The sequence below is a fragment of the Pseudomonas sp. E1BtOHC1 genome, from assembly GCF_058744285.1.
Genome location: NZ_CP196023.1, coordinates 589,974 through 616,034 on the forward strand (window position 1 = coordinate 589,974; position 26,061 = coordinate 616,034).

26 protein-coding genes and 1 pseudogene are annotated in these 26,061 nt (G+C 61.3%); 18 read left to right on the forward strand and 9 right to left on the reverse strand.

Features of this window, described 5'->3' with window-relative positions:
* Nucleotides 1-124 precede the first annotated feature (124 nt).
* A complete protein-coding gene (locus ACSSVC_RS02780; RefSeq protein WP_346633412.1) occupies nt 125-1,549 on the forward strand; it encodes an aminotransferase-like domain-containing protein in 1,425 nt (474 codons plus the stop codon).
* A 72-nt stretch (nt 1,550-1,621) separates the two neighbouring features.
* Nucleotides 1,622-3,190, forward strand: a complete 1,569-nt coding sequence (locus tag ACSSVC_RS02785) for a phospholipase D family protein (RefSeq protein ID WP_492612549.1) — start codon at nt 1,622-1,624, stop codon at nt 3,188-3,190.
* 4 nt (nt 3,191-3,194) lie between these two features.
* Here ACSSVC_RS02785 and ACSSVC_RS02790 read toward each other — a convergent pair whose 3' ends face one another.
* The gene (locus tag ACSSVC_RS02790) at nt 3,195-4,343 is read right to left on the reverse strand and encodes an MFS transporter (RefSeq protein ID WP_346633414.1); all 1,149 of its coding nucleotides are present in this window, start codon (nt 4,341-4,343) and stop codon (nt 3,195-3,197) included.
* Nucleotides 4,344-4,516: 173 nt separating this feature from the next.
* Entirely contained in the window at nt 4,517-6,010 is a 1,494-nt protein-coding gene (locus ACSSVC_RS02795) for an aldehyde dehydrogenase (protein WP_346633415.1), read from the reverse strand.
* 238 nt (nt 6,011-6,248) lie between these two features.
* Between ACSSVC_RS02795 and ACSSVC_RS02800 the strand changes: the two genes are divergently transcribed.
* Entirely contained in the window at nt 6,249-6,611 is a 363-nt protein-coding gene (locus ACSSVC_RS02800; RefSeq protein WP_346633416.1) for a cupin domain-containing protein, read from the forward strand.
* 58 nt (nt 6,612-6,669) lie between these two features.
* On the opposite strand, the gene rpmG is transcribed toward ACSSVC_RS02800, so the two are convergent.
* Nucleotides 6,670-6,825, reverse strand: coding sequence for a 50S ribosomal protein L33 (rpmG, locus tag ACSSVC_RS02805; RefSeq protein ID WP_003177274.1), 156 nt, complete (start codon nt 6,823-6,825; stop codon nt 6,670-6,672).
* An 11-nt stretch (nt 6,826-6,836) separates the two neighbouring features.
* Nucleotides 6,837-7,073 (reverse strand): 50S ribosomal protein L28, encoded by a 237-nt coding sequence (gene rpmB / locus ACSSVC_RS02810; protein WP_011064219.1) that lies wholly within the window; start codon nt 7,071-7,073, stop codon nt 6,837-6,839.
* A 475-nt stretch (nt 7,074-7,548) separates the two neighbouring features.
* Here rpmB and ACSSVC_RS02815 point away from each other — a divergent pair, with 475 nt between their 5' ends.
* On the forward strand, nt 7,549-9,132 hold the full coding sequence (locus ACSSVC_RS02815) for an ABC transporter substrate-binding protein (protein ID WP_346633417.1): 1,584 nt from the start codon (nt 7,549-7,551) through the stop codon (nt 9,130-9,132).
* Between the two features lie 48 nt (nt 9,133-9,180).
* Here ACSSVC_RS02815 and radC read toward each other — a convergent pair whose 3' ends face one another.
* A complete protein-coding gene (gene radC, locus ACSSVC_RS02820) occupies nt 9,181-9,855 on the reverse strand; it encodes a RadC family protein (protein ID WP_102881287.1) in 675 nt (224 codons plus the stop codon).
* Between the two features lie 132 nt (nt 9,856-9,987).
* Between radC and coaBC the strand changes: the two genes are divergently transcribed.
* The 4 genes and pseudogenes from coaBC to argB all read left to right on the forward strand — a co-directional run bounded on the left by coaBC (nt 9,988) and on the right by argB (nt 14,250).
* A complete protein-coding gene (gene coaBC, locus ACSSVC_RS02825) occupies nt 9,988-11,196 on the forward strand; it encodes a bifunctional phosphopantothenoylcysteine decarboxylase/phosphopantothenate--cysteine ligase CoaBC (protein WP_346633418.1) in 1,209 nt (402 codons plus the stop codon).
* A 5-nt stretch (nt 11,197-11,201) separates the two neighbouring features.
* Nucleotides 11,202-11,657, forward strand: coding sequence for a dUTP diphosphatase (gene dut, locus ACSSVC_RS02830; RefSeq protein ID WP_102862261.1), 456 nt, complete (start codon nt 11,202-11,204; stop codon nt 11,655-11,657).
* Between the two features lie 262 nt (nt 11,658-11,919).
* A pseudogene (locus ACSSVC_RS02835) lies at nt 11,920-13,320 on the forward strand (phosphomannomutase/phosphoglucomutase); the annotation flags it as partial.
* Nucleotides 13,321-13,344: 24 nt separating this feature from the next.
* Nucleotides 13,345-14,250, forward strand: coding sequence for an acetylglutamate kinase (argB, locus tag ACSSVC_RS02840; RefSeq protein ID WP_011064225.1), 906 nt, complete (start codon nt 13,345-13,347; stop codon nt 14,248-14,250).
* A gap of 167 nt (nt 14,251-14,417) precedes the next feature.
* Here the strand turns inward: argB and pyrE are convergent, their stop codons facing one another.
* Nucleotides 14,418-15,062, reverse strand: coding sequence for an orotate phosphoribosyltransferase (gene pyrE, locus ACSSVC_RS02845; RefSeq protein WP_346633419.1), 645 nt, complete (start codon nt 15,060-15,062; stop codon nt 14,418-14,420).
* An 81-nt stretch (nt 15,063-15,143) separates the two neighbouring features.
* Here pyrE and crc point away from each other — a divergent pair, with 81 nt between their 5' ends.
* A complete protein-coding gene (gene crc, locus ACSSVC_RS02850; protein ID WP_123726834.1) occupies nt 15,144-15,923 on the forward strand; it encodes a catabolite repression control protein Crc in 780 nt (259 codons plus the stop codon).
* A 61-nt stretch (nt 15,924-15,984) separates the two neighbouring features.
* Here crc and ACSSVC_RS02855 read toward each other — a convergent pair whose 3' ends face one another.
* Entirely contained in the window at nt 15,985-16,353 is a 369-nt protein-coding gene (locus ACSSVC_RS02855) for a DUF4870 domain-containing protein (protein ID WP_346633420.1), read from the reverse strand.
* Nucleotides 16,354-16,383: 30 nt separating this feature from the next.
* Nucleotides 16,384-17,106, reverse strand: coding sequence for a ribonuclease PH (gene rph, locus ACSSVC_RS02860; protein WP_011064229.1), 723 nt, complete (start codon nt 17,104-17,106; stop codon nt 16,384-16,386).
* A gap of 272 nt (nt 17,107-17,378) precedes the next feature.
* Here rph and ACSSVC_RS02865 point away from each other — a divergent pair, with 272 nt between their 5' ends.
* The 6 genes from ACSSVC_RS02865 (at nt 17,379) to ACSSVC_RS02890 (ending at nt 22,668) form a co-directional block, all read left to right on the forward strand.
* A complete protein-coding gene (locus ACSSVC_RS02865) occupies nt 17,379-18,242 on the forward strand; it encodes a YicC/YloC family endoribonuclease (protein WP_346633421.1) in 864 nt (287 codons plus the stop codon).
* A 10-nt stretch (nt 18,243-18,252) separates the two neighbouring features.
* Nucleotides 18,253-18,873: a guanylate kinase gene (gene gmk / locus ACSSVC_RS02870; protein WP_123726837.1), complete on the forward strand. Its 621-nt coding sequence runs from the start codon at nt 18,253-18,255 to the stop codon at nt 18,871-18,873.
* Nucleotides 18,874-19,040: 167 nt separating this feature from the next.
* Nucleotides 19,041-19,304 (forward strand): DNA-directed RNA polymerase subunit omega, encoded by a 264-nt coding sequence (gene rpoZ, locus ACSSVC_RS02875; RefSeq protein ID WP_007921129.1) that lies wholly within the window; start codon nt 19,041-19,043, stop codon nt 19,302-19,304.
* 57 nt (nt 19,305-19,361) lie between these two features.
* Nucleotides 19,362-21,467 carry a bifunctional GTP diphosphokinase/guanosine-3',5'-bis pyrophosphate 3'-pyrophosphohydrolase gene (gene spoT / locus ACSSVC_RS02880; RefSeq protein WP_346633422.1) on the forward strand — a complete coding sequence of 702 codons (2,106 nt, stop codon included), beginning with the start codon at nt 19,362-19,364 and terminating at the stop codon, nt 21,465-21,467.
* A 24-nt stretch (nt 21,468-21,491) separates the two neighbouring features.
* The gene (locus ACSSVC_RS02885) at nt 21,492-21,872 is read left to right on the forward strand and encodes a RidA family protein (protein ID WP_007921133.1); all 381 of its coding nucleotides are present in this window, start codon (nt 21,492-21,494) and stop codon (nt 21,870-21,872) included.
* A 55-nt stretch (nt 21,873-21,927) separates the two neighbouring features.
* A complete protein-coding gene (locus ACSSVC_RS02890; RefSeq protein ID WP_346633423.1) occupies nt 21,928-22,668 on the forward strand; it encodes a hypothetical protein in 741 nt (246 codons plus the stop codon).
* A 42-nt stretch (nt 22,669-22,710) separates the two neighbouring features.
* Here ACSSVC_RS02890 and ACSSVC_RS02895 read toward each other — a convergent pair whose 3' ends face one another.
* Nucleotides 22,711-23,568: an SDR family oxidoreductase gene (locus ACSSVC_RS02895; protein WP_346633424.1), complete on the reverse strand. Its 858-nt coding sequence runs from the start codon at nt 23,566-23,568 to the stop codon at nt 22,711-22,713.
* Between the two features lie 190 nt (nt 23,569-23,758).
* Between ACSSVC_RS02895 and exbB the strand changes: the two genes are divergently transcribed.
* The 3 genes from exbB to ACSSVC_RS02910 are packed head-to-tail and all read left to right on the forward strand — an operon-like array spanning nt 23,759 to nt 25,947.
* Nucleotides 23,759-24,763, forward strand: coding sequence for a tonB-system energizer ExbB (gene exbB, locus ACSSVC_RS02900; protein WP_492611973.1), 1,005 nt, complete (start codon nt 23,759-23,761; stop codon nt 24,761-24,763).
* A gap of 6 nt (nt 24,764-24,769) precedes the next feature.
* Nucleotides 24,770-25,198, forward strand: coding sequence for a TonB system transport protein ExbD (gene exbD, locus ACSSVC_RS02905; protein ID WP_102862272.1), 429 nt, complete (start codon nt 24,770-24,772; stop codon nt 25,196-25,198).
* Nucleotides 25,195-25,947, forward strand: coding sequence for an energy transducer TonB family protein (locus tag ACSSVC_RS02910; RefSeq protein WP_317070627.1), 753 nt, complete (start codon nt 25,195-25,197; stop codon nt 25,945-25,947). The genes exbD and ACSSVC_RS02910 overlap by 4 nt, the downstream gene beginning before the upstream one ends.
* Nucleotides 25,948-26,061 lie beyond the last annotated feature (114 nt).

Consider the following 26,061-nt stretch of genomic DNA (forward strand, 5'->3'; position numbering starts at 1 on the left):
AAAACCAATACAGACCCAATACAGCGGTATTATTTCCATACAGTTTTGCCAAAAATATCGCTGAATCCTGTATTTTTGCCCCATCTGTACTGGTCCTCCGTGACTGCCACTTCGAGCCAACGCCATGACCCTCTATGTGAACCTCGCCGAACTCCTGGGCACCCGCATCGAACAGGGCTTCTATCGCCCCGGTGATCGACTGCCCTCGGTGCGCGCCCTGAGCGTAGAACACGGGGTCAGCCTGAGCACAGTGCAGCAGGCCTATCGCCTGCTGGAAGACAACGGCCTGGCCATGCCCAAGCCAAAATCCGGCTACTTCGTCCCCCCCAGCCGTGAGTTGCCCGCCCTGCCGGCGGTCGGTCGCCCGGCCCAGCGGCCGGTGGAAATCTCCCAGTGGGACCAGGTGCTGGAGCTGATCCGCGCGGTGCCGCGCAAGGACGTGGTGCAGCTGGGCCGCGGTATGCCGGACATCACCACACCAACCATGAAGCCCTTGCTGCGGGCCATGGCCCGGCTCAGCCGGCGCCAGGACATGCCCGGCCTGCACTACGACAACATCTACGGCGTGCTGGAATTGCGCGAGCAAGTGGCGCGGCTGATGCTGGATTCCGGCTGCCAGCTGGGGGCCAATGACCTGGTGATCACCACCGGCTGCCACGAGGCCTTGTCCTCCAGCATTCGCGCCACCTGCGAGCCTGGGGACATTGTTGCCGTAGACTCGCCGAGCTTTCACGGCGCCATGCAGACCCTCAAGGGGCTGGGCATGAAGGCCCTGGAAATCCCCACCGACCCGATTACCGGGATCAGCCTGGAAGCCCTGGAACTGGCTCTGGAGCAGTGGCCGATCAAGGCCATACAGTTGACCCCCAACTGCAACAATCCCTTGGGCTACATCATGCCGGAGTCGCGCAAGCGGGCCCTGTTGACCCTGGCCCAGCGCTTCGACGTGGCGATCATCGAGGACGATGTGTATGGCGAACTGGCCTACACCTACCCACGCCCGCGAACCATCAAGTCCTTCGACGACGACGGCAGGGTCCTGCTGTGCAGCTCCTTCTCCAAGACCTTGGCCCCCGGCCTGCGCATCGGCTGGGTCGCGCCCGGCCGCTACTTGGAGCGGGTGCTGCACATGAAGTACATCAGCACCGGTTCCACCGCCACGCAGCCCCAGGTGGCCATCGCCGAGTTCCTGAAAAGCGGCCACTTCGAACCCCATTTGCGCAAGATGCGCACTCAATACCAGCGCAACCGCGACCTGATGCTCGACTGGGTCAGCCGCTATTTCCCCACAGGCACCCGCGCCAGTCGTCCCCAGGGCAGTTTCATGCTGTGGATCGAACTGCCCGAAGGCTTCGACGCTCTGAAACTCAACCGGGCATTGCTCGACCAAGGCGTGCAGATCGCCGTGGGCAGTATCTTTTCCGCCTCGGGCAAGTACCGCAATTGCCTGCGGATGAACTACGCTGCCAAGCCAACCGCGCAGATCGAGGACGCGGTACGCAAAGTCGGCTCCGCAGCCATCAAGCTGCTCAGCGAAACCCAGGACTGAACCCCGGGTCACGTTGCAGGAAGCCAGCCGTCCCATGCCAACCCGCGCCGTGATGCGAGATGACCTGACTTGATCCGTAAACAGGGGTTTATCCTAGCGCTGATCCTGACCCTCGGGCTGGGCGGCTGCGCCACCCAGGAAGTGCCTTACCAGCCCAGCCAAGCGTTGGCCGCCAAGGATTCCAGCTTCGCCCAGTCCATCAGGGCCCAGGCCGCCCCTTACCAGGGACGCTCCGGCTTTCGCTTGCTGCCCAACAGCACTGAAGCCTTCATGGCCCGCGCCGAGCTGATCCGCAACGCCCAGAGCAGCCTCGACCTGCAGTACTACATCGTCCATGACGGCATCAGCACCCGGATGCTGGTGGACGAACTGCTCAAGGCTGCCGATCGAGGCGTGCGGGTACGCATCCTGCTGGACGACACCACCAGTGACGGGCTGGACCAGATCATCGCCACCCTGGCCGCCCACCCGCAGATCCAGATCCGCCTGTTCAACCCGCTGCACCTGGGCCGCAGCACCGGTGTTACCCGAGCCGTGGGCCGCCTGTTCAACCTGTCGCAGCAGCATCGACGGATGCACAACAAGCTGTGGCTGGCGGACAACAGCGTGGCCATCGTCGGCGGGCGCAACCTCGGCGACGAATACTTCGATGCCGAACCCAATCTCAACTTCACCGACATCGACATGTTCAGCGCCGGCCCCGTGGCCGAGCAGTTGGGCCATAGCTTCGACCAATACTGGAACAGCGCCCTGAGCCGGCCCATAGGCGAGTTCCTGTCTTACGCACCTTCAGCCAAGGCCCTGAACAACACCCGCCAGCGCCTGGAAGAGTCGCTACAGGACAGCCGCCGGCAGAACCAGGTCCTGTATCGCCAACTGATGACCTATCAAACCCAGCCGCGCATGGATATCTGGCGCAAGGAACTGATCTGGGCCTGGAACCAAGCCCTGTGGGATGCGCCGACCAAGGTCCTGGCCAAGGGCGATCCCGACCCGCACTTGCTGCTGACCACCCAGTTGGCACCGGAACTCAAGGGCGTCAGCAAGGAACTGATCATGGTCTCGGCCTACTTCGTCCCGGGCCAGCCGGGGCTGGTGTACCTGACCGGCCGGGCTGACGCCGGGGTCGCGGTCAGCCTCTTGACCAACTCCCTGGAAGCCACCGACGTGCCGGTGGTGCATGGCGGCTACGCGCCCTATCGCAAGGCCTTGCTGGAACACGGCGTGAAGCTCTACGAGTTGCGCAGACAACCCGGAGAGCGGGGCGGCGGCAGCGGTCCGCGGCTGTTCCACAGCGGTTCCCTGAAGGGATCGGATTCCAGCCTGCACAGCAAGGCGATGGTCTTCGACCGACAGAAGAGCTTTATCGGCTCGTTCAATTTCGATTCACGCTCAGTGCTGTGGAACACCGAGGTTGGGGTGCTGGTGGACAGCCCCGAACTGGCCGAGCATGTACGCGCCCTGGCCCTGCAAGGGATGGCGCCGCCCCTCAGCTACCAGGTCAAACTGGAGGGCGGCAAGCTGGTCTGGATCACCGAGGACCAAGGGCAGTTGCACAGCCTGAGCCACGAGCCCGGCAGTTGGTGGCGACGCATCAATGCCTGGCTGAGCACCCGCATCGGTCTGGAGCGCATGCTTTGAAGCGCTACAGGGGTTGTGCCTGGACGCTTCCAAAAGCGCCCTGACGCAGCAGCAGAAGCAACAGGCCAAAGGCCCCCGCCGCTACCAGCAGCAACATCGCGTGGCCGGTGACCCACTGACTGCCCGCCCCTGCCACCAAGGGACCGATCAGACAACCGATACCCCACAACTGCGCCACATGGGCATTGGCTCGCACCAGCGCATCGTCGCGATAACGCTCGCCGATCAGGATCAGCGACAGAGTGAACAACCCGCCAGCGCTGGCCCCGAACAGCACCCACAAAGGCCAGATCAATACGCTGTCCAGCAGCAGGGGAATGGCCAGGCTGGAACACAGCAGGATTACCGCGCAACCGGTGAACAGGCCGCGCCGGGAGACGCGATCGGCCAAGGCGCCGATCGGCAGCTGCAACAATGCATCGCCCACCACCACGGTGCTGACCATGGCCAGGGCCACGTCCTCGGTGAAGCCCTGGCTCAAGCAATAAACCGGAAGCAGGGTCAGGATCAGAGCCTCGAAAGTAGCGAACAAGGCCACCGCCCAACCAATCGCCGGCAGCGTCTGACAGAAGCGCCAGAGGTCGATCAGGGTGACATTGCAGGACTCGGTGCTCGGCGCTCCGCTACGCCCCAAGAGCAGCAAGGGCGCCGCCACCAACAACCCCACCGAGACCCAGAAACCGTAGTCCTGCGTGGTACCCAGGACGCCCAGCAGCAGGGGACCCGCCAGCTGGCTCAAGGCATAGCCGCTGCCATACAACGCCACCAGCCGCCCCCGCCACTGCTCCACCACCAGCTGGTTGATCCAGCTTTCCCCCAGGATGAAGATGATGGTCAGTACCACACCCAGGATCAGGCGCAACGCCAGCCACACCGGATAGCTGGGCAACAGCGCCAGCAGCCCAATAGAGAGCGCACCCGCCCACAGGCACAGGCGCATCAGGTTGGCGGTACCGAAGCGGGCCGCCAGGCGGCTGGAAATCTTCGCGCCCAGCAGCACGCCAATGGCCGGCATCGCCGCTACCACACCTATCGCAAAGGGTCCGTAGCCCCAGCTTTCCAGGCGAAAGGACACCAGCGGCATGGTCATGCCCAGGGCCAGGCCGACACTCAAGACAGCGGATAAAACGGCGAAATAGGTCGCCCAAGGCATTTCCACACTCCTGTGGATCATTATTCTGCAAGCCACAGACAACACAGCCGGACTCCCCTCTCGGGAAGTCCGGCTGCGCTGTGGATCAACAGCTTCGGGCAGGAGCGCCTGTACGGCGTGGCGCTTGCCGGCGAAAGCGCCCTGGCGGACGCCATCGCCTCAACCCCGAAGACTCAGAGCTTGATCCAGGTCGCCTTCAGCTCGGTGTACTTGTCGAACGCGTGCAGCGACTTGTCCCGACCATTGCCCGACTGCTTGAAGCCGCCGAACGGCGCGGTCATGTCGCCACCGTCGTACTGGTTGACCCACACGCTACCGGCACGCAGTGCCTTGGCCGTCAGGTGAGCCTTGGAGATGTTCGCAGTCCAGACCGCTGCCGCCAACCCGTACGGGGTGTCGTTGGCAATCTGGATCGCCTCTTCCACGCTGTCGAAAGCAATCACCGACAGCACGGGGCCGAAGATCTCTTCCTGAGCAATCTTCATCGCGTTGCTGACGCCGTCGAAAATCGTCGGCTCGACGTAGGTACCGCCCGTTTCCTGCAGGGTGCGCTTGCCACCGGCCACCAGTTTGGCGCCATCGGCATGACCGGCCTCGATGTAGGACAACACGGTGTTCATCTGCTGGGTGTCCACCAGGGCGCCGACGTTGGTAGCCGGATCCAGTGGGTTGCCCGGTTTCCAGGCTTTCAGGGCCTCGATCACCAGCGGCAGGAATTTGTCCTTGATGGAACGCTCCACCAGCAGGCGGGAACCGGCGGTGCAGACTTCGCCCTGGTTGAAGGCGATGGCGCTGGCAGCGGATTCGGCGGCGGCCTGCAGGTCCGGGGCATCGGCGAACACAATGTTCGGGCTTTTGCCACCGGCTTCCAGCCAGACGCGCTTCATGTTGGATTCACCGGAGTACACCAGCAGTTGCTTGGCGATCTTGGTGGAGCCGGTGAACACCAGGGTGTCCACGTCCATGTGCAGGGCCAGGGCCTTGCCCACTGTGTGGCCGTAGCCTGGCAGTACGTTGAATACGCCAGCCGGAATCCCGGCTTCCACCGCCAGGGCCGCGATGCGGATCGCGGTCAGCGGGGATTTTTCCGAAGGCTTGAGGATCACCGAGTTACCGGTGGACAGCGCCGGCCCCAGTTTCCAGCAGGCCATCATCAGCGGGAAGTTCCACGGCACGATGGCCGCGACTACGCCCACGGGCTCACGGGTCACCAGACCCAGTTGGTCGTGGGGGGTGGCAGCGACTTCGTCGTAGATCTTGTCGATGGCCTCGCCGCTCCAGCTCAGGGCCTGCGCCGCGCCGGGAACGTCGATTTCCAGGGAGTCGGTGATGGGCTTGCCCATGTCCAGGGTTTCCAGGAGCGCGAGCTCTTGGGCGTGTTGCTTGAGCAGGCCGGCAAAACGAATCATGACGGACTTGCGCTTGGCCGGCGCCAGGCGCGACCAGACGCCAGAGTTGAAGGTGGCGCGGGCATTGTCCACGGCGCGCTGGGCATCGGCGGCGTCACAGCTGGCAATGGTTGCCAGCACACGGCCGTCTACCGGGCTGATGCACTCGAAGGTGTCATTGGAAACAGATGCGGTGTATTCACCGTTGATGTAGGCGCGGCCTTCGATTTTCAGGTCGCGGGCACGTTGTTCCCAATCGGCACGAGTCAGGGTGGTCATACGAGTGTCCTCCTCTTATTTGAATACAAGCGCCATGCGAACTACGCCGGCACTCATGAAGAATTCTGCCCGGCCAGCCTGTTTTCGGCCAAAGGCACCCGCCACCCTAAACCAGCGACCCCTGTACTTTCAATATATTTGACAAAGTCCGGGCAAACGCCATTGCTATGTGCATTTTAATAAACATAGACTTTGGCCTTCATAGCCACTCGCGCCGCAATCACGGGGGAATACAAGAATGAGCATCCACAACGTCGTCGACTTCAGCCAGGCCAACACCGAGGGTGAACGCTACCGCCCTGCTCCGGAAAAAATCCTCAAGGGCGATCCCGAGCAAGCGGTGTTCAACCACTACGGCAGCCCCTGCGGGCAGCTCAATGCCGGGATCTGGGAAGGCGCAGTGGGCCAATGGACGGTGAACTTCACCGAACACGAATACTGCGAGATTCTCCAGGGCGTGTCGGTGCTGCGAGACAACGACGGCAACGCCAAGACCTTGCGCTCTGGCGACCGCTTTGTGATCCCGGCCGGCTTCAAGGGCACCTGGGAAGTGCTGGAGCCCTGCCGCAAGGTCTACGTGGCCTTCGAACAGAAAGCCTGAATCCCAGGCACAAAAAAACCCGCTTGAAGGCGGGTTTTTTTGTCAGAAGAAAAATCAATTACTTGATTTTGCCTTCCTTGTAGATCACGTGCTTACGAACAACCGGATCATATTTCTTGATCTCGATTTTGTCCGGAGTAGTACGCTTGTTCTTGTCGGTAGTGTAGAAGTGACCAGTACCGGCGCTCGAGATCAAACGAATCAATTCACGCATGATTAGCTCCCTTAAACCTTGCCGCCATCGCGACGGATTTCGGCCAGCACGACATCAATGCCGCGCTTGTCGATGATACGCATGCCTTTGGCAGATACGCGCAGACGCACAAAACGTTTCTCGGACTCAACCCAGAAGCGGTGATGCTGCAGGTTCGGCAGGAAACGACGACGGGTTTTGTTGTTTGCGTGGGAAATGTTATTCCCAGTCACCGGACCCTTACCGGTAACTTGACAGACTCTAGACATGCCTCAGCCCTCTAAAACCACATGCCCAACCCGGCATGGGTTGGCCGCTTAATCTCTCAGTCATTTGGCGCCAGGCGCCGCGTTTCTTTAGGGTCTTACCGGCTACACCTACAAGCGAAGGAACCGGGCCCCTAGAAAAGAGCGCTGCTTTATACCAGAAAGACCCCATAGCAACAACAGCCGCTGTGTGCAGGATGATGAAAAGTCCTGATTTTCTTGCGCCGGACGCCTGCGGCAAAGGCTACCGCAGAAATCTACCGCTCGTCGCAGAATATATTTCTCTCGAAACCCCGGGAACAAATCTGCCGCTGAACGCGGGCCTATCTGTGCAAAATCACGGCTCGGGCCCTGACCGCGCCCCAGGTTTCAGCGGCGGATACAAAAGGGATAGTCATTTTACAAAGAGGCCACTAGGGTAAGGCATTTCCAGACTGCACTCGCAGATGGGCTTTCGATCTGCACAAGGAACCCGACCATGCGTCTCGCCGCCCTCCCGCTCCTGCTCGCCCCTCTTCTGAGCCCGTTGGCCCAGGCCGCCGCGTTGAGCGTCTGCACCGAAGCCAGCCCGGAAGGCTTCGACGTGGTGCAGTACAACTCGCTGACCACCACCAACGCGTCCGCCGACGTACTGATGAACCGCCTGGTGGAATTCGACGCTGTCAGCGGCAAGGTGGTCCCCAGCCTGGCCGATAGCTGGGAAGTCTCCGCGGATGGCCTGAGCTATGTCTTCAAGCTGCATCCCAAGGTCAAGTTTCACCGTACCGACTACTTCAACCCCAGCCGTGAGCTGACCGCCGAAGACGTCAAATTCAGCTTCGAGCGCATGCTCGACCCAGCCCAACCGTGGCACAAGGTCGCCCAGAGCGGTTTCCCACACGCCCAATCCCTGCAGTTGCCCAGCCTGATCAAGAAGATCGACGCCCTGGACCCGCTGACCGTGCGCTTTACCCTGGATCACGCCGACTCGACCTTCCTTCCCACGCTGAGCATGGGCTTCGCCTCGATCTACTCCGCGGAGTACGCCGACCAGTTGCTCAAGGCCGGTACCCCGGAGAAGCTCAACAGCCAGCCAATCGGCAGCGGCCCGTTCATTTTCGGGCGCTTCCAGAAAGACGCCTCGATCCGCTACAAGGCCAACCGCGACTACTTTGCCGGCAAACCGGCGGTAGACTCGCTGATATTCGCCATCACCCCAGACGCCAACGTGCGCCTGCAGAAACTGCGGCGCAATGAGTGCCAGATCGCCCTGTCGCCCAAGCCCCTGGATGTCCAGGCCGCCAGTGACGATCCAACCCTGAAGATCGAGAAAACTGCTGCCTTCATGACGGCCTTTGTCGCGATCAACAGCCAGCATCCGCCTCTGGACAAACCCGAAGTACGCCAGGCGATCAACCTGGCCTTCGACAAGGCCCACTACCTCAAGACGGTGTTCGAAGGCACCGCCGAGGCCGCCAACGGCCCCTACCCGGCCAATACCTGGAGCTACGCCAAGGAGCTGCCGGGTTACGCCCATGACCCGGAAAAAGCTCGTCAGTTGCTGGCCAAGGCAGGCTTGAAAAACGGCTTCGAGACCACGATCTGGACCCGCCCCTCCGGCAGCCTGCTCAACCCCAACCCGAGCCTGGGCGCCCAACTGCTGCAGGCGGACCTGGCCCAAGTGGGAATCCAGGCGGAAATCCGCGTGATCGAATGGGGCGAGCTGATCCGCCGGGCCAAGGCCGGCGAACATGACCTGCTGTTCATGGGCTGGGCCGGCGACAACGGCGACCCGGATAACTTCCTCACACCACAGTTCACCTGTGCAGCGGTCAAATCCGGCACCAACTTCGCCCGCTACTGCGACCAGAACCTGGACAAGCTGATCACCGCCGGCAAGACCACCAGCGAACAGGGCGTGCGCAGCAAGCTCTACCAACAGGCCCAGACCCAGATCCAGCAACAGGCGCTGTGGCTCCCCCTGGCTCACCCGACCGCTTTCGCCCTGACCCGCAAACAGGTCGAGGGTTATCAAGTGAGCCCCTTCGGCCGCCAGGACTACTCGAAGGTCAGCGTCAAATGACACACAGGCCAGCTTCAAGGTCAATGCCGACCTTGAAGCTGGCCGCCTTCAGATCCAGCCATACTCGGCCATGGACAACGGATCGCCCTCTCCCACGATGAAGTGATCCAGCACCCTTACATCGATCAACTCCAGTGCTTCCTGCAAACGCCGGGTCACCACTCGATCGGCCGGGCTGGGCTCAGAGATGCCCGATGGATGGTTGTGACAGAGAATCACCGCTGCGGCGTTATGCGCCAGGGTGCGCTTGAGCACTTGCCGCGGGTACACCGTGGTGCTGTCGATCGAACCTTGAAACAGCACCTCAAAGGCCAGGACCCGATGCTTGGTGTCGAGAAACAGACAGCCAAACACCTCGTGGGGCTCGTGTCGCAGCATCGACTTCAGGTAATCACGCACCACCAGCGGACTTTCCAGGGCCGACTGCCGGTGGAGTTTTTCTGCCAGATGCCGACGCGCCATCTCCAACACCGCTTGCAACAGGGCGTACTTGGCCGGCCCCAACCCCAACTGACGGGTGAAGGTCAGCTGATCGGCTTCCAGCAGACTGCGCAAGCTGCCGAAGCGATGCAACAGGTGCCGCGCCAGGTCGACCGCACTTTTTCCGGCTACCCCGGTGCGCAGGAAAATAGCCAGTAATTCGGCGTCGGAAAGACTGATGGCGCCCTGCTCCAGAAGCCGTTCCCGCGGGCGCTCCGCCGCAGGCCAATCACGAATACTCATCACACCTCCCTGTGCATGGCGCCGCTGTTCGGCAGCGGGCGCTGTGCTATCTTAGCCCCCTCTTTTTTGCGTGGTATTTCACCTGGGGAGGGGGCATGCCACGCAGCAATCACTGAACGGAAAAACAGGCCTATGCAGCGGCTGTATCGGAAACGCATCGTGCTCGGCGTCGGCGGCGGCATTGCCGCCTATAAGAGCGCGGAGCTGGTTCGCCGACTCCTCGACCAGGGCGCCGAAGTGCGTGTGGTCATGACTCGGGGCGGCAGTGAATTCATCACCCCGCTGACCATGCAGGCTCTCTCCGGGCACCCGGTCCATCTCGACCTGCTGGATCCGGCCGCAGAAGCTGCCATGGGCCACATCGAGCTGGCCAAATGGGCCGACCTGGTCCTGATCGCCCCCGCCACGGCCGACCTGATCGCCCGCCTGGCCCAGGGCATCGCCGATGACCTGCTGACCACTCTGGTCCTGGCCACAGACGCCACCGTCGCCATCGCCCCGGCCATGAATCAGGCCATGTGGCGCGACCCTGCCACCCAGGCCAACACCCAATTGCTGCAAAGCCGTGGCCTGCGGGTCTTCGGCCCGGCCTCCGGCAGCCAGGCCTGTGGCGACGTCGGTCTGGGCCGCATGCTGGAAGCCAACGATCTGGCGCTGTGCGCCGCCGACTGCTTCCAGCACCTGGCACTGACCGGTAAACACCTGCTGATCACGGCCGGGCCCACGCAGGAAAACATCGATCCGGTGCGCTACATCACCAACCATAGCTCAGGAAAAATGGGCTTCGCCCTGGCCGAGGCTGCCGTCGAAGCCGGCGCCCGGGTCACTCTGATCACCGGACCGGTGTACCTGCCGACCCCCGACAGAGTCACTCGGATCGACGTAGTCAGCGCTCGCGACATGCTCGCGGCCTGCGAGGCGGCCATCCCGTGCGACGTTTTCATCGCCTCCGCGGCGGTCGCGGACTACCGCCCGGAAGTCGTCGCCCCACAGAAATTAAAGAAAGACCCTACGAAAGGTGACGGCCTGCTACTACAGATGGTGCGCAACCCAGATATCCTGGCCACCATCGCTACGCGGCCGGACCGGCCATTCAGTGTCGGTTTCGCCGCCGAAACCGAAAATCTGCTCGACTACGCTGCACGCAAATTGAAGGACAAGAACCTCGACCTGATCGTCGCCAACGACGTAGCCAACCCGAGCATTGGCTTCAACAGCGAGGAAAACGCCTGCAGCGTGATTGACCGGGAGTTGCACGCAACTCTCTTCGCCCAGACCAGCAAGGGCAAGATTGCCCGCCAACTGATCTCTTTTATCGCCGAACGGCTGAACCAGGTTTAACTTCAATGCACGCTTTACAAGCCAAGATCCTCGACCCACGCATCGGCAACGAATTCCCTCTGCCGCAGTACGCCACGCCGGGCTCCGCCGGCCTCGACCTGCGGGCTATGCTCAAGGAAGACACCATCCTGGAGCCAGGCCAGACGCTGCTGATCCCTACCGGGCTGTCGGTCTACATTGGCGATCCGGGCCTCGCGGCGCTGATCCTGCCGCGCTCCGGCCTGGGCCATAAACACGGCATCGTGCTGGGTAACCTGGTAGGCCTGATCGACTCGGACTACCAGGGCGAACTGATGGTTTCCTGCTGGAACCGCGGCCAGACCGCCTTCAATATCGCTGTTGGCGAGCGTATCGCCCAACTGGTGCTGGTGCCGGTGGTGCAGGCGCACTTCGAAGTGGTTGAGGCTTTTGATGAAAGTCAGCGTGGCGCAGGCGGTTTCGGCCACTCCGGTAGTCACTGATTGCGCGCCCTCGGACCGGGCACCTGGCCCGGCCCGAGGGTGGCTGCAGGGGATTCAAGGATAAATGACCGCCGGTTTCTGCATGGCCCCATGGGCCTGTCAAATCGGGCTCTTGAGCATCAGCAGACCGGCAAGTGCCCTCCGGATGGCACTTTCACAGTACGAACTCTATGCTGAAAACGCCGTCATACCCTTCAGTTTGAGCCCGCCGGCCTGTCATTTCCCCGGCCGTACTGCCCCCTCTTCAAATGGAGCACCCTCAGTGATGAGCAACGCAGCCAAAGTCGCCCCGACATTTCCCGAGAGCATCTTCCGCGCCTATGACATCCGCGGCGTTGTACCGCAAACCCTGACCGCCGAAACCGCCTACTGGATCGGTCGCGCCATTGGCTCCCAGAGCCTTGAACAAGGCGAACCCGATGTTTGCGTGGGGCGCGACGGTCGCCTGTCCGGGCCAGAGCTGGTAGCGCAACTGATCCAGGGCCTGCACGACAGCGGCTGCCACGTCAGCGATGTCGGCCTGGTACCTACCCCTGCCCTGTACTACGCCGCCAACGTCCTGGCCGGCAAGTCCGGCGTGATGCTCACCGGCAGCCACAACCCGTCGAACTACAACGGTTTCAAGATCGTCATTGCCGGCGACACCCTGGCCAACGAACAGATCCAGGCCCTGCACCAGCGCCTCAAGACCAACAACCTGAGCAGCGCCAAGGGCAGCATCACCAAGGTCGACATCCTGCCGCGCTACGCCGACGAGATCACCCGGGACGTGAAGCTGGCCCGCCGCCTGAAAGTCGTGGTGGATTGCGGCAACGGCGCCGCCGGGGTCATTGCCCCGCAACTGATCGAGGCCTTGAACTGCGAAGTCATTCCGCTGTTCTGCGAGGTGGACGGCAACTTCCCCAATCATCACCCGGACCCGGGCAAACCCGAGAACCTTGAAGACCTGATCGCCAAGGTCAAGGAAACCGGCGCCGACCTGGGCCTGGCCTTCGACGGTGACGGCGATCGCGTCGGCGTGGTGACCAACACCGGCAGTATCGTTTACCCCGATCGCCTGCTGATGCTGTTCGCCAAGGATGTGGTGGCGCGCAACCCGGACGCGGAGATCATCTTTGACGTCAAATGCACCCGGCGCCTGATTCCGCTGATCAAGGAATATGGCGGTCGCCCACTAATGTGGAAAACCGGTCACTCGTTGATCAAAAAGAAAATGAAACAGACCGGTGCCCTGCTGGCCGGCGAGATGAGCGGCCACGTGTTCTTCAAGGAGCGCTGGTTCGGTTTCGACGACGGCATTTATAGCGCCGCACGGTTGCTGGAGATTCTCAGCAAGGAAAAATCCACTGCAGAAGAGTTGTTCGCGACCTTCCCGAACGATATTTCTACGCCGGAAATCAATATCCATGTGACCGAAGAGAGCAAATTCAGCATCATTGATGCCCTGCACGACGCGCAGTGGGGCGCAGGCGCCGACCTGACCACCATTGACGGGGTGCGAGTCGACTATGCCAAGGGCTGGGGCCTGGTTCGCGCCTCCAACACCACCCCTGTGCTGGTGCTGCGCTTCGAGGCTGATGACGAAGCCGAGCTGCAGCGGATCAAGGACGTGTTCCACGTCCAGCTGAAACGTGTTGCACCTGATCTCCAACTACCGTTTTGACTGTTTGAAGCACCGGAGCCCTGAATGACCATCGAACGCGATGCCGCCGCCAATACCGCCAAGGTCCTATCCGAAGCGCTGCCCTACATTCGCCGCTATGTCGGCAAGACCCTGGTGATCAAGTACGGCGGCAACGCTATGGAGAGCGAGGAGCTGAAAACCGGCTTCGCCCGCGACATCGTGCTGATGAAGGCTGTCGGGATCAACCCGGTGGTGGTGCACGGCGGCGGCCCGCAAATCGGTGACCTGCTCAAGCGCTTGTCGATCGAAAGCCACTTCGTCGACGGCATGCGCGTGACTGACGCACAGACCATGGACGTGGTGGAGATGGTCCTCGGCGGCCAGGTCAACAAGGACATCGTCAACCTGATCAACCGTCACGGCGGCAGCGCTATCGGCCTGACCGGTAAAGATGCCGAGCTGATCCGGGCGAAGAAACTTACAGTGACCCGCCAGACACCGGAAATGACCACGCCTGAAATCATCGATATCGGCCATGTGGGCGAAGTGGTCGGGATCAACACCGACCTGCTGAACCTGCTGGTCAAGGGTGACTTCATCCCGGTGATCGCGCCGATCGGCGTTGGCGCCAACGGCGAGTCCTACAACATCAACGCCGACCTGGTCGCCGGAAAGGTGGCTGAAGCACTGAAAGCCGAAAAGCTGATGCTGCTGACCAACATCGCCGGTCTGATGGACAAGTCCGGCAAGGTCCTGACCGGCCTGAGCACCCAGCAGGTAGACGAGCTGATCGCCGATGGCACTATCTACGGCGGCATGCTGCCGAAAATCCGCTGTGCCCTGGAAGCAGTACAAGGCGGCGTCGGCAGTTCCCTGATCATCGACGGTCGCGTACCCAATGCGATTTTGCTGGAGATCTTCACCGATACCGGTGTTGGCACCCTGATCAGCAACCGCAAGCGCCCTTAAGCGACAGCCACAAAAAAGCCCCCGCCCGGCATCCCGGGCGGGGGCTTTTTTATCGACGCAATCTTTGTAGGAGCTGGCTTGTGTAGGAGCTGGCTTGCCAGCGAAGGCGCTCACACGGGCAACTCAAGACTCAAGGTCTCTTCACCGGCAAGCCGGCTCCTACAGTGTCAGATTCCGTACTGCGCGCGGTAGGCCTCTACCGCCGGCAAGTGCTGCTTGAGCGCCGGATCATCCGCCAGAAACTGCAGGACCTGGGTCAGGGAAACGATACTCACCACTGGAATGCCGAAGTCACGCTCGACTTCCTGGATCGCCGACAACTCACCGTTGCCACGCTCCTCGCGGTTCAGGGCGATCAACACACCGGCAGCCTTGGCACCGTCCTGGGACTCGATGATCTGCATCACTTCACGAATCGCAGTGCCGGCAGTGATCACGTCATCGATGATCAGCACATCGCCGGTCAATGGCGCGCCTACCAGGCTCCCGCCTTCACCGTGCGCCTTGGCTTCCTTGCGGTTGAAGCACCAAGGCAGATCGCGCTGATGATGTTCAGCCAGAGCCACTGCAGTGGCTGCTGCCAAGGGAATGCCTTTATAAGCCGGGCCAAACAGCACATCGAAGGGAATGCCGCTCTCGACGATCGCCGCCGCATAGAAACGCCCCAGCTGGGCCAGGGCCGAACCGCTGTTGAACAGACCGGCATTGAAGAAGTAAGGGCTGGTGCGCCCGGACTTCAGGGTGAACTCACCGAAGCGCAGAACCCCGCGATCGATGGCAAAACGAATGAAATCGCGCTGATACGCCTGCATGAAAAAACCCCAGATACCACGGATTTAGCTAATTAGGTAGAGCTCGGGTATCATACACGCACGTGATTTTTGGGGCCATTTATGCGGATCATCAGTGTGAACGTCAATGGTATTCAGGCTGCAGTGGAGCGTGGTTTGCTCAGTTGGCTGCAGGCACAGAATGCCGACGTCATCTGCCTGCAGGACACCCGCGCCTCTGCCTTTGAACTGGACGACCCAGCCTTCCAACTGGATGGCTACTTCCTTTATGCCTGCGATGCTGAAGTCCCTGCCCAAGGCGGTGTGGCTTTGTATTCGCGGTTGCAGCCGAAGGCGGTCATCAGCGGCCTCGGCTTCGAGACAGCCGATCGTTACGGGCGCTACCTGCAAGCCGATTTCGACAAGGTCAGCATCGCGACCTTGCTGCTTCCATCAGGGCAGAACGGCGATGAAGACTTGAACCAGAAGTTCAAGTTAATGGACGATTTCGCCCGTTATCTGGACAAGCAGCGGCGCAAACGTCGCGAGTACATTTATTGTGGCTCGCTGTACGTGGCGCAACAGAAGCTGGATATCAAGAACTGGCGTGACGGCCAGCAATCTCCGGGCTTCCTGGCACCTGAACGCGCCTGGATGGACGAGATTATCGGCAACATGGGTTATGTCGACGCACTGCGCGAAGTCAGTCGCGAAGGCGACCAGTACAGCTGGTGGCCGGACAATGAACAGGCCGAGATGCTCAACCTGGGCTGGCGTTTCGACTATCAGTTGCTGACTCCCGGCCTGCGCCGCTTTGTCCGCAGCGCACGCCTGCCGCGCCAGCCGCGTTTTTCGCAGCATGCACCGCTGATCGTGGACTATGATTGGACACTGACCATCTAAGCGTCCGTTCACAGCCACAAAAAAGCCGACATCACTGTCGGCTTTTTTGTGCGCGCTTGCTCTATTTGATCAGGCGCAACGTGAAAGGGTAGCGATATGGCACTCCCTCTCCAGCCTTGACCCCACCGATGATGGTCAGCACCAGACCACCAATCGCCAACAGGCCGAACATAAAGAACCCGATTATCACGATCATCAGCAGGAAACACACTGCCGAAGCGATAGCGACCGTCAGCTGAAAGTTCAGCGCTTCCTTACCTTGTGCATCAATGAAGGGATCGGTCTCGCGCTTCATCTGCCAAAGAATCAGCGGCCCAATCAGTGTGCCGAATGGAACCCAGATCCCCAGCAAGGCGGACAAGTGACAAAACATTGCCCATTGCCGAACTTCATGGCTCGGGGTGGGCTGGGGTAGCTGCTCATCACTCATGGTGCTCTCCTTGCTGAAGACCGGCGCCCATCAATCGGCGAGTGCCGCCTGCTGCAGTTGGAAGATTTCGTTCATACCTTGCTGAGCCAGGGCCAGCATTGCATTCAGTTCAGCAGGCTGGAATGGCGCACCCTCGGCGGTGCCCTGCACCTCGATGAAGCCTCCAGTGCTGGTCATCACTACGTTGAGGTCGGTCTCGGCTGCCGAGTCTTCCAGATAGTCCAGGTCCAGAACCGGTTCGCCCTGATACATGCCCACGGACACGGCAGCAATCATCTGCTTGAGTGGATCGCCACCCTTGAGGCCGCCACGCTTCTTGATCACTTTCAAAGCGTCTACCAGGGCCACCATGGCACCTGTGATCGAAGCGGTACGAGTGCCACCATCCGCCTGGATCACATCGCAATCGACATACAGGGTCACGTCGCCCAACTTGGACATGTCCAGTGCGGCACGCAGGGAACGACCGATCAGACGCTGGATTTCCAGAGTCCGGCCGCCTTGCTTGCCACGGCTGGCTTCACGCTGGTTACGCTCGCCGGTGGCGCGCGGCAGCATGCCGTATTCGGCGGTCAGCCAACCCTGACCCTGGCCCTTAAGGAAGCGCGGTACGCCATTCTCGACACTGACAGTGCAAATCACCTTGGTATCACCGAACTCGACCAGTACAGATCCCTCGGCGTGTTTGGTGTAGTTGCGGGTGATGCGGATCGAGCGGAGCTGATCGGCAGCGCGACCACTTGGACGTTTCATAGGGGAACACCTGTACGAGGACGGAAAACTGCCGAGCATTATAAAGCCCGCAACCGCACCAGGGCACGCCTAAAACGGCCAAAGGCACATTTACGCGTCAGATCGGTCCTGTAGCGACGACCTGCAGCCCATTGTCAGCGCCAGGGATTGGGGCCTCCGGCCGCACTGCGCTACAATCCTGCGCCTTCGCAGCCTGTCGGCTTCAATTCATCACTATCAGGCCCGCTCAATCCTCTTGGGGTTGGCGCCGGCGCTGAATCGGAGGTACCTCCATGGTGCACAGCATGACCGCCTTCGCCCGAGTCGAACGGGCCGGCACTCAGGGCACCCTGAGCTGGGAATTGCGCTCGGTCAACAGCCGCTACCTGGAGCCGCACCTGCGTTTGCCGGAAGCCTTTCGCGACCTCGAAAGCGCAGTCCGCGAAGCCTTGCGCCAGGGCCTGTCCCGGGGCAAGGTCGAATGCACCCTGCGCTTCACTGAAGAAACCACCGGCAAGCCACTGCAGGTCGACCGTGAGCGTGCGGCACAACTGGTCGCCGCTGCCGAATCCGTCGCCAGCCTGATCAAGCAGCCGGCAGCCCTGAATCCCCTGGAAGTCCTGGCCTGGCCCGGCGTGCTGGTGGCCGACGCCACTGACCCGCAAGCCTTGAACAGCGACGCCTTGGCCCTGTTCAACCAGGGCCTGAAAGACCTGAAGAATGGCCGCGAGCGCGAAGGCGCCGAATTGGCCCGACTGATCAACGAACGCCTGTCCTCCATTGAAGAAGACGTGGCGACCTTGCGTGAACTGGTTCCGCAGATGCTCGCGACCCAGCGCCAGAAAGTCCTCGACCGCTTCGCCGACATGCAAGCCGAGCTGGACCCCGCCCGCCTCGAGCAAGAGATGGTCTTGCTGGCGCAAAAGAGCGACGTCGCCGAAGAACTGGACCGCCTGAGCACCCACATCATCGAAGTACGCCGCGTGCTCAAGTCCGGCGGCGCTGCCGGTCGGCGCCTGGACTTCCTGATGCAGGAGCTCAATCGCGAAGCCAACACACTGGGCTCCAAGGCCTTCGACCCGCGCAGCACCCAGGCTGCGGTCAACCTCAAGGTGTTGATCGAGCAGATGCGCGAACAAGTGCAGAACATTGAGTAAGGCAACTGACATGACCCACAGCACCGGCACCCTGTACATCATTTCCGCCCCGTCGGGCGCGGGCAAAAGCAGCCTGGTCAAGGCCCTGACCGACGCCAATCAGGAGATCCGCGTCTCGGTCTCCCACACCACCCGCGCCATGCGCCCAGGTGAAGTGAATGGCGTGAACTATCACTTCGTCGAACGCAGCGAGTTCGTGAAGATGATCGAGCACGGCGATTTTCTCGAGCGTGCCGAAGTCTTTGGCAACCTTTATGGCACCTCCCAAAGCCACCTGCAGCAGACCCTGGATGAAGGCCATGACCTGATTCTGGAAATCGACTGGCAGGGTGCCGAGCAGGTGCGCAAGCTGATGCCTCAGGCACGCTCGATCTTCATTCTGCCGCCGTCACTGCAGGCCCTGCACCAGCGCCTGACCAACCGCGGGCAGGACAGCGACGAAATCATCGAAGGGCGGATGCGTGAAGCCGTCAGCGAAATGAGCCACTACGTCGACTATGACTACCTGATCATCAACGACGATTTCGCCCACGCGCTGGATGATCTGAAAGCGATTTTCCGCTCCAATCAGCTGCAACAGAAACGTCAGCAGCAGCGCTTTGGCAAATTGCTTGCCGAATTGCTTGGTTAAACAGCACTTCCCAAAACCGCTGCAAGCGCTTTACATTGGCACTTGCAGCGCGTTGAAGAGCTTGGTCAAAAAATCAGCGCTTCCCTAAACGCTGGTGATTTTTTAAACTGTTGAGTCCGCTCGCCCATCCGGGCAGCGCGCATATTGCATTTGCTACGAGGAAGACCATGGCCCGCGTAACCGTTGAAGACTGTCTAGAACACGTGGATAACCGCTTTGAGCTGGTCATGCTCTCTACCAAGCGTGCCCGTCAACTGGCAACCGGCGGCAAAGAGCCGAAAGTAGCATGGGAAAACGACAAGCCTACCGTTGTCGCCCTGCGCGAAATCGCTGAAGGCCTGATCGACTACGCAGCTATCGCCGAAGCCGAAATCGTTGAAGATGAACCGCTTTTTGCTGCTTTCGAGGACGAGTCCAACGAGGCCGTCTAAGCCTATGCCTGGTCGACGTAGCACGGCGCGGGATCACAGCTTACGGCAGGAGACATCATGCCGAGCATAGACGCCCTCGCCGATCGCTTATCGACCTATCTCGGCACGGACCAGGTCAATCTGGTCCGCCGAGCGTATTTCTACGCCGAACAAGCCCATGACGGTCAACGCCGTCGCAGCGGCGAGGCGTACGTCACGCACCCACTCGCGGTAGCGAACATTCTTGCCGACATGCACATGGACCATCAGAGCCTGATGGCTGCGATGCTGCATGACGTGATCGAAGACACCGGAATCGCCAAAGAAGCGCTCAGCGCGCAGTTTGGTGAAACCGTGGCCGAATTGGTGGATGGGGTCAGCAAACTGACCCAGATGAACTTCGAAACCAAGGCCGAAGCCCAAGCTGAAAACTTCCAGAAGATGGCCATGGCCATGGCTCGCGACATTCGCGTGATCCTGGTCAAACTCGCCGACCGCCTGCACAACATGCGCACCCTGGAAGTGCTGTCCGGCGAAAAACGTCGGCGGATCGCCAAGGAAACCCTGGAAATCTACGCGCCCATCGCCAATCGCCTGGGCATGCACGCCATTCGCATCGAGTTCGAGGACCTGGGCTTCAAGGCCATGCACCCGATGCGTTCCGCGCGGATCTACCAGGCGGTCAAACGCGCCCGGGGCAACCGCAAGGAAATCGTCAACAAAATCGAAGAGTCCCTGAGCCACTGCCTGGCGATTGATGAAATCCAGGGCGAGGTCAGTGGGCGCCAGAAACACCTGTACGGCATCTACAAGAAGATGCGCGGCAAGCGTCGCGCCTTCAACGAGATCATGGATGTCTACGCATTCCGCATCATCGTCGACAAAGTAGACACCTGCTACCGCGTGCTCGGCGCTGTACATAATTTGTACAAACCGCTGCCCGGACGCTTCAAGGACTACATCGCCATTCCCAAGGCCAACGGCTACCAATCCCTGCATACCACGCTGTTTGGCATGCACGGCGTGCCGATCGAGATTCAGATCCGCACCCGGGAAATGGAAGAGATGGCCAACAACGGCATCGCTGCCCATTGGCTGTACAAATCCAGCGGCGATGAGCAGCCCAAAGGCACCCACGCCCGGGCTCGCCAATGGGTCAAAGGCGTGCTGGAAATGCAGCAGCGGGCCGGCAACTCCCTGGAATTCATCGAAAGCGTGAAGATCGACCTGTTCCCGGACGAGGTCTACGTGTTCACGCCCAAAGGCCGGATCATGGAGCTGCCCAAAGGCTCCACCGCGGTGGACTTTGCCTATGCGGTGCACACCGACGTGGGCAACAGCTGCATCGCCTGCCGGATCAACCGCCGCCTGGCCCCGCTGTCGGAACCCCTGCAAAGCGGTTCCACCGTGGAGATCGTCAGCGCCCCGGGAGCGCGGCCGAACCCGGCCTGGCTCAACTTCGTGGTCACCGGCAAGGCCCGCACCCACATTCGTCACGCCCTCAAGCTGCAACGTCGCTCCGAGTCCATCAGCCTCGGCGAACGCCTGCTGAACAAGGTGCTCAACGGCTTCGACAGCTCCCTGGAAAAAATCCCGGCGGAACGTATCCAGGCGATTCTTCAGGAATACCGCCTGGAGCTGATCGAGGACCTGCTGGAAGACATCGGCCTGGGCAACCGCATGGCCTATGTAGTCGCACGCCGCCTGCTGGGCGAAGGCGAACAATTGCCAAGCCCGGAAGGCCCGCTGGCGATCCGCGGCACCGAAGGCCTGGTCCTGAGCTACGCCAAGTGCTGCACACCGATCCCCGGCGACCCGATCGTCGGCCATCTGTCCGCCGGCAAGGGGATGGTGGTGCACCTGGACAACTGCCGCAATATCAGTGAAATCCGCCACAACCCGGAAAAATGCATCCAGCTGTCCTGGGCCAAGGATGTCACCGGCGAATTCAACGTCGAACTGCGGGTCGAGCTGGAGCACCAGCGCGGCCTGATCGCGCTGCTGGCCAGCAGCGTCAACGCCGCCGACGGCAACATCGAGAAAATCAGCATGGACGAACGCGATGGTCGCATCAGCGTGGTCCAACTGGTGGTCAGCGTGCACGACCGCGTGCACCTGGCCCGCGTAATCAAGAAACTGCGCGCCCTGACCGGGGTCATCCGCATCACCCGCATGCGTGCGTAGCCCTTCCATTACAAGGAGTCATTCATGACCAAGACAGTTATCACCAGCGACAAGGCCCCCGCCGCCATCGGCACCTATTCCCAGGCCATCAAGGCGGGCAACACCGTCTACATGTCGGGCCAGATCCCTCTCGATCCAAAAACCATGGAACTGGTTGAGGGCTTCGAAGCCCAGACCGTCCAGGTGTTCGAGAACCTCAAGTCGGTGGCCGAAGCTGCTGGTGGTTCGTTCAAGGACATCGTCAAACTGAACATCTTCCTCACCGACCTGAGCCACTTCGCCAAGGTCAACGAGATCATGGGCAAGTACTTCCAACAGCCTTACCCAGCCCGCGCCGCCATTGGCGTGGCGGCCCTGCCAAAGGGCGCACAGGTTGAAATGGATGCCATTCTGGTCATCGAGTAACACCCGCGGCGCAGCTGTTCAGGCTGCGCCGTTTTCGTTCTGAAAGGATTTCGTCATGCGCCAAGCGCTAGCTGTTTCGCTGCTCGCCGTATTGCTCGGCGGTTGTGCCAGCGACCCCGCCAAAAACGATGTTGGCGGCATCTGGATCAATCAGGTAGCGATCGACGCAGCCTCCAAGGGCGGCCCTTTGCGTGAAGCCCTCCAGGCTTACGGCCCGAACCTGGAATGGGAACTCAACACCAAAGCTGGCCAGGCCCGCTACACCAATGGCTTCGAGACCATCGAAGGCAAGATCATCGGCGACGGCTCAAACACCACAAAGGTCGAGTTCTATGGCAGCGCCGCCACCGAACTCAAGCGCAACGGCAAGCAATTGCTGCAAGTGGCCAACGACAACGAACCCGAACAAGTGTTCGCAGCGCCCAAAGACCCGGCACCTGAAGGCGCGCCACTGGGCGCCAACTTCGAGCGCGCTTTGTACTCGGCCTATCTGGGTGGCAAATGGAAAATCGTCAGCGGCCCCGGACTGGGCAGCGAAGTACAGTTCCAGGCCAACGGCGCCGTGCAAGGCCTGCCAGGCGCCGATCGCTACGCCCTGTGCCTGGCCGGTGACTGCGCCTCCATGAGCGGCGGCAATGACAGCATCTGGCTGCAGCTCAATGGCCAGGGCAACTCCTGGATCTTTGTCCGCAAGGATCAGCAGATGGAAATCTTCCAGGCGGTGAATACCGCACTGGCGGATGAAGTGCCCTCGCTGACGCCGGGCAGTCAGCAATGGCTGCTGGAAAAACAATGACACCCCTGTAGCCGCTGCCAACCGCAGCGGCTACAGCCCGGCTCAGTCTTGTCCCTGAAGAATCTCCGCATACCCCTCGCGATAGCTCGAATAACGTGGCACCCAACCCAATGCCCGGACCCGGGCATTGCTGCAGCGCTTGCTGCCTGTGCGCCGGACGCTGGCATCATCAGCCCATTCGGTCACGCCCAGGTAATCACGCAGCCAGCCAACCACCTCCGCCAGAGGCGCAGGCGCGTCATCCACGCCTATATAGCAGTCGTCCAGGACAGCACCGCCCTGGTCAGCCTTGAGCAAAAACGCCAGCAACCCCGCCGCATCGTCGGCATGAATGCGATTGCCATATAACGGCGGATCGATGGCAACGCGATAGCCACGACGCACTTGGGTCAGCAACCATTCACGGCCCGGCCCATAGATACCGGTCAGGCGCACCCGACTGGCAGGAATCCCGCTGTCCAAGGCCACCTGCTCTGCCTCCAGCATCAAACGGCCCGAGTAGCCAGTCGCCAGGGCCGGGGAGCTCTCGTCGACCCACTCGCCGTCCTTTTGCTCGTAGACACTGCTGCTGGACACGAACAACAAACGCTTGGGCTGCTGACCATGCTGTTTGAGCCAGCTCAGGACATGCTGCAAGCCCTCGACATAGGCCGCGCGATACCCGGCCTCGTCATGTTCCGTGGCCGCCGCGCAGTACACCAGGTAATCCAGGGACGCTTGCGGCCAGTGCGCCGGACAGTGCTCGCTGAACAGGTCTCCGGCGACGCCCACCACCCCCTGCGGCAAGCGCGAAACGTTGCGACGCAGGCCATAAACCTGCCATTGCTCGGCCAGCAATTGAGTCGCCAGGCGACTCCCGACATCACCGCAGCCGGCGATCAAAACAGAGGGGGAGGACATCAGAAAACTCCTTTCAGAAAGGTCAAGACTAGCCTCGACACTGGACGAACGGCTAGCAATCAAGGAAAAAAAGATACTCTATTACTTCTGTTAACAAGAATTACTTGCAATAATGCTCGCCCATTTTGTTCTCGGCCCTGCGAGGCCTAGAAGGACATTTAACCCTTTTTTCCTCTCAGGTCCGGCCAGCATGACAAGCAATCAACTCTCCGCCTCGCCAACCAAACGCCCAAGCCCGCTGCGCTCCGTGAGCGCGGTTGCAGCGCTGCTGTGCAGCCTGCTGCTGGCACCGACCGCAGCCTTCGCCGACCAGCATGCACCGGCCACCGCCGCAGCCCCTGCCGCGACCGCACCGGCCACCGAGCATCCGGCCGCCGATCCAACCGCTCCCGTCTCCGCCCCAGTCTCTGGCGAACCGGCTCAGGCCGAAGGCCAGCCAGTGCTTGGTGAAGACGCTCCCGAAGTCCTCGAAGCTGACAACAGCCTGGGCATGGCACACGACCTGTCGCCATGGGGCATGTACCAGAACGCCGACATCATCGTGAAACTGGTGATGATCGGGCTGGCCATCGCTTCGATCATCACCTGGACCATCTGGATCGCCAAAGGCCTTGAGCTGATGGGCGCCAAACGCCGTCTGCGCAGTGAAATCGCCGCCCTGAAAAAGGCCACCACCCTCAAAGAAGCCAGCACCAGCGCATCCAAGGAAGGCACCCTCGCCCACCTGCTGGTGCACGACGCCCTGGAAGAAATGCGCCTTTCGGTCAACAGCCGTGAAAAAGAAGGCATCAAGGAGCGCGTCGCGTTCCGCCTGGAACGCCTGGTAGCCGCCTGCGGCCGCAACATGAGCAGTGGCACCGGCGTACTGGCCACCATCGGCTCAACCGCACCGTTCGTCGGTCTGTTCGGTACCGTTTGGGGCATCATGAACAGCTTCATCGGCATCGCCAAAACCCAGACCACCAACCTTGCCGTGGTTGCCCCGGGTATCGCCGAAGCCCTGCTGGCCACCGCCCTGGGCCTGGTTGCAGCAATCCCGGCGGTCGTCATCTACAACGTCTTCGCTCGCTCCATCACCGGCTATCGGGCCCAGGTGGCAGACGCCTCGGCAGAAGTCCTGCTGCTGGTCAGCCGTGACCTGGATCACCAGCCGACCGAGCGCTCCGCACAACCGCACATGGTGAAAGTGGGGTAATCAGCCATGGGCTTGCATTTGAAAGAAGGCGCAGGCGACGACCTGGCCGAAAACCACGAAATCAACGTCACGCCGTTCATCGACGTGATGCTGGTGCTGCTGATCATCTTCATGGTGGCCGCCCCTCTGGCCACTGTGGACATCAAGGTCGATCTTCCTGCCTCCAGCGCCAAGCCGGCGCCGCGCCCCGAGAAACCGGTGTTCCTCAGCGTCAAGGCCGATCAACGCCTGTTCCTCGGTGAAGACGAGGTCAAGGCCGAAACCCTCGGAGCCATTCTCGACGCCCGCACCCAGGGCAAGAAGGACACCACGATCTTCTTCCAGGCTGACAAGGGCGTGGACTACGGCGACCTGATGAGCGTGATGGACACACTGCGGGCCGCCGGCTACCTGAAAGTCGGCCTGGTCGGACTTGAGACGGCAGCCAAGAAATGATCACGACGCGCCAAAGACTGACGCGTTACAGCGGTAGCCTGGCGGTGGTGCTGGGTGTCCATGCGGTGGCGATCCTGCTCGCCCTCAACTGGTCCAAGCCACAGCCGATGCCCATTCCACCACAAGCCATGGTGGTCGAACTGGCGCCTGCCCCTGTGCCGCCTCCACCGGCACCACCGAAAGTGGTGACCCCGCCGCAACCACCGGCGCCCGTGGAAGAACTGCCATTGCCCAAGCTCGCCGAAGCACCGAAGCCGACTATTTCGGTGCCCAAGCCGGTCAAGCAGAAGCCCAAGCCGCAGCCGCCAAAACCGGTGGTCAAGCCTGAGCCACCCAAGGAAAAACCTTCCGAGGAAAAGCCCAGCGACGCTCCGGTAACCCCGTCGCCGTCCAAGCAGCCGGCTCCAGCGACTCCAGGCCCGTCACCGGCCCAGGCAGCCGCCAAAGCCAACTGGCAGGGTGAACTGCAAGCCCACCTGGCGAAATACAAGCGCTACCCGGGCGAAGCCCAGCGTCGCGGCAAGGAAGGCACCAACTCCTTGCGCTTCGTGGTGGATGCCGAAGGCAAGGTGCTGTCCTACGAACTGGTGGGACGCTCGGGCAACGCTGATCTGGACCGGGCCACCCTGGACATGATCCGGCGCGCCCAGCCACTGCCCAAGCCACCGGCCGACATGCTCACCAACGGCAGCGTGGAAATCACCGCCTCGTACAACTACGAGATCGACAGAAGCCGCGGCCGCCGCTGATACAACGCAAGGGCACCTCAGGGTGCCCTTGTCGTTTGTGCAGCCTGCAGCAGACATTGGCGGGTGTCGCACTCCACCCTCTGTCTGATAACGTGCGTCTATCGATTGCAGCCG

Bases quoted from the DNA above. Each gene is read 5' to 3' on its own strand.
- ACSSVC_RS02780 (WP_346633412.1), top strand. From the start codon at position 125: ATGACCCTCTATGTGAACCTCGCCGAACTCCTGGGCACCCGCATCGAA.
- ACSSVC_RS02790 (WP_346633414.1), bottom strand. From the start codon at position 4,343: ATGCCTTGGGCGACCTATTTCGCCGTTTTATCCGCTGTCTTGAGTGTC.
- ACSSVC_RS02795 (WP_346633415.1), bottom strand. From the start codon at position 6,010: ATGACCACCCTGACTCGTGCCGATTGGGAACAACGTGCCCGCGACCTG.
- ACSSVC_RS02800 (WP_346633416.1), top strand. From the start codon at position 6,249: ATGAGCATCCACAACGTCGTCGACTTCAGCCAGGCCAACACCGAGGGT.
- rpmG (WP_003177274.1), bottom strand. From the start codon at position 6,825: ATGCGTGAATTGATTCGTTTGATCTCGAGCGCCGGTACTGGTCACTTC.
- rpmB (WP_011064219.1), bottom strand. From the start codon at position 7,073: ATGTCTAGAGTCTGTCAAGTTACCGGTAAGGGTCCGGTGACTGGGAAT.
- ACSSVC_RS02815 (WP_346633417.1), top strand. From the start codon at position 7,549: ATGCGTCTCGCCGCCCTCCCGCTCCTGCTCGCCCCTCTTCTGAGCCCG.
- radC (WP_102881287.1), bottom strand. From the start codon at position 9,855: ATGAGTATTCGTGATTGGCCTGCGGCGGAGCGCCCGCGGGAACGGCTT.
- coaBC (WP_346633418.1), top strand. From the start codon at position 9,988: ATGCAGCGGCTGTATCGGAAACGCATCGTGCTCGGCGTCGGCGGCGGC.
- dut (WP_102862261.1), top strand. From the start codon at position 11,202: ATGCACGCTTTACAAGCCAAGATCCTCGACCCACGCATCGGCAACGAA.
- argB (WP_011064225.1), top strand. From the start codon at position 13,345: ATGACCATCGAACGCGATGCCGCCGCCAATACCGCCAAGGTCCTATCC.
- pyrE (WP_346633419.1), bottom strand. From the start codon at position 15,062: ATGCAGGCGTATCAGCGCGATTTCATTCGTTTTGCCATCGATCGCGGG.
- crc (WP_123726834.1), top strand. From the start codon at position 15,144: ATGCGGATCATCAGTGTGAACGTCAATGGTATTCAGGCTGCAGTGGAG.
- ACSSVC_RS02855 (WP_346633420.1), bottom strand. From the start codon at position 16,353: ATGAGTGATGAGCAGCTACCCCAGCCCACCCCGAGCCATGAAGTTCGG.
- rph (WP_011064229.1), bottom strand. From the start codon at position 17,106: ATGAAACGTCCAAGTGGTCGCGCTGCCGATCAGCTCCGCTCGATCCGC.
- ACSSVC_RS02865 (WP_346633421.1), top strand. From the start codon at position 17,379: ATGGTGCACAGCATGACCGCCTTCGCCCGAGTCGAACGGGCCGGCACT.
- gmk (WP_123726837.1), top strand. From the start codon at position 18,253: ATGACCCACAGCACCGGCACCCTGTACATCATTTCCGCCCCGTCGGGC.
- rpoZ (WP_007921129.1), top strand. From the start codon at position 19,041: ATGGCCCGCGTAACCGTTGAAGACTGTCTAGAACACGTGGATAACCGC.
- spoT (WP_346633422.1), top strand. From the start codon at position 19,362: ATGCCGAGCATAGACGCCCTCGCCGATCGCTTATCGACCTATCTCGGC.
- ACSSVC_RS02885 (WP_007921133.1), top strand. From the start codon at position 21,492: ATGACCAAGACAGTTATCACCAGCGACAAGGCCCCCGCCGCCATCGGC.
- ACSSVC_RS02890 (WP_346633423.1), top strand. From the start codon at position 21,928: ATGCGCCAAGCGCTAGCTGTTTCGCTGCTCGCCGTATTGCTCGGCGGT.
- ACSSVC_RS02895 (WP_346633424.1), bottom strand. From the start codon at position 23,568: ATGTCCTCCCCCTCTGTTTTGATCGCCGGCTGCGGTGATGTCGGGAGT.
- exbB (WP_492611973.1), top strand. From the start codon at position 23,759: ATGACAAGCAATCAACTCTCCGCCTCGCCAACCAAACGCCCAAGCCCG.
- exbD (WP_102862272.1), top strand. From the start codon at position 24,770: ATGGGCTTGCATTTGAAAGAAGGCGCAGGCGACGACCTGGCCGAAAAC.
- ACSSVC_RS02910 (WP_317070627.1), top strand. From the start codon at position 25,195: ATGATCACGACGCGCCAAAGACTGACGCGTTACAGCGGTAGCCTGGCG.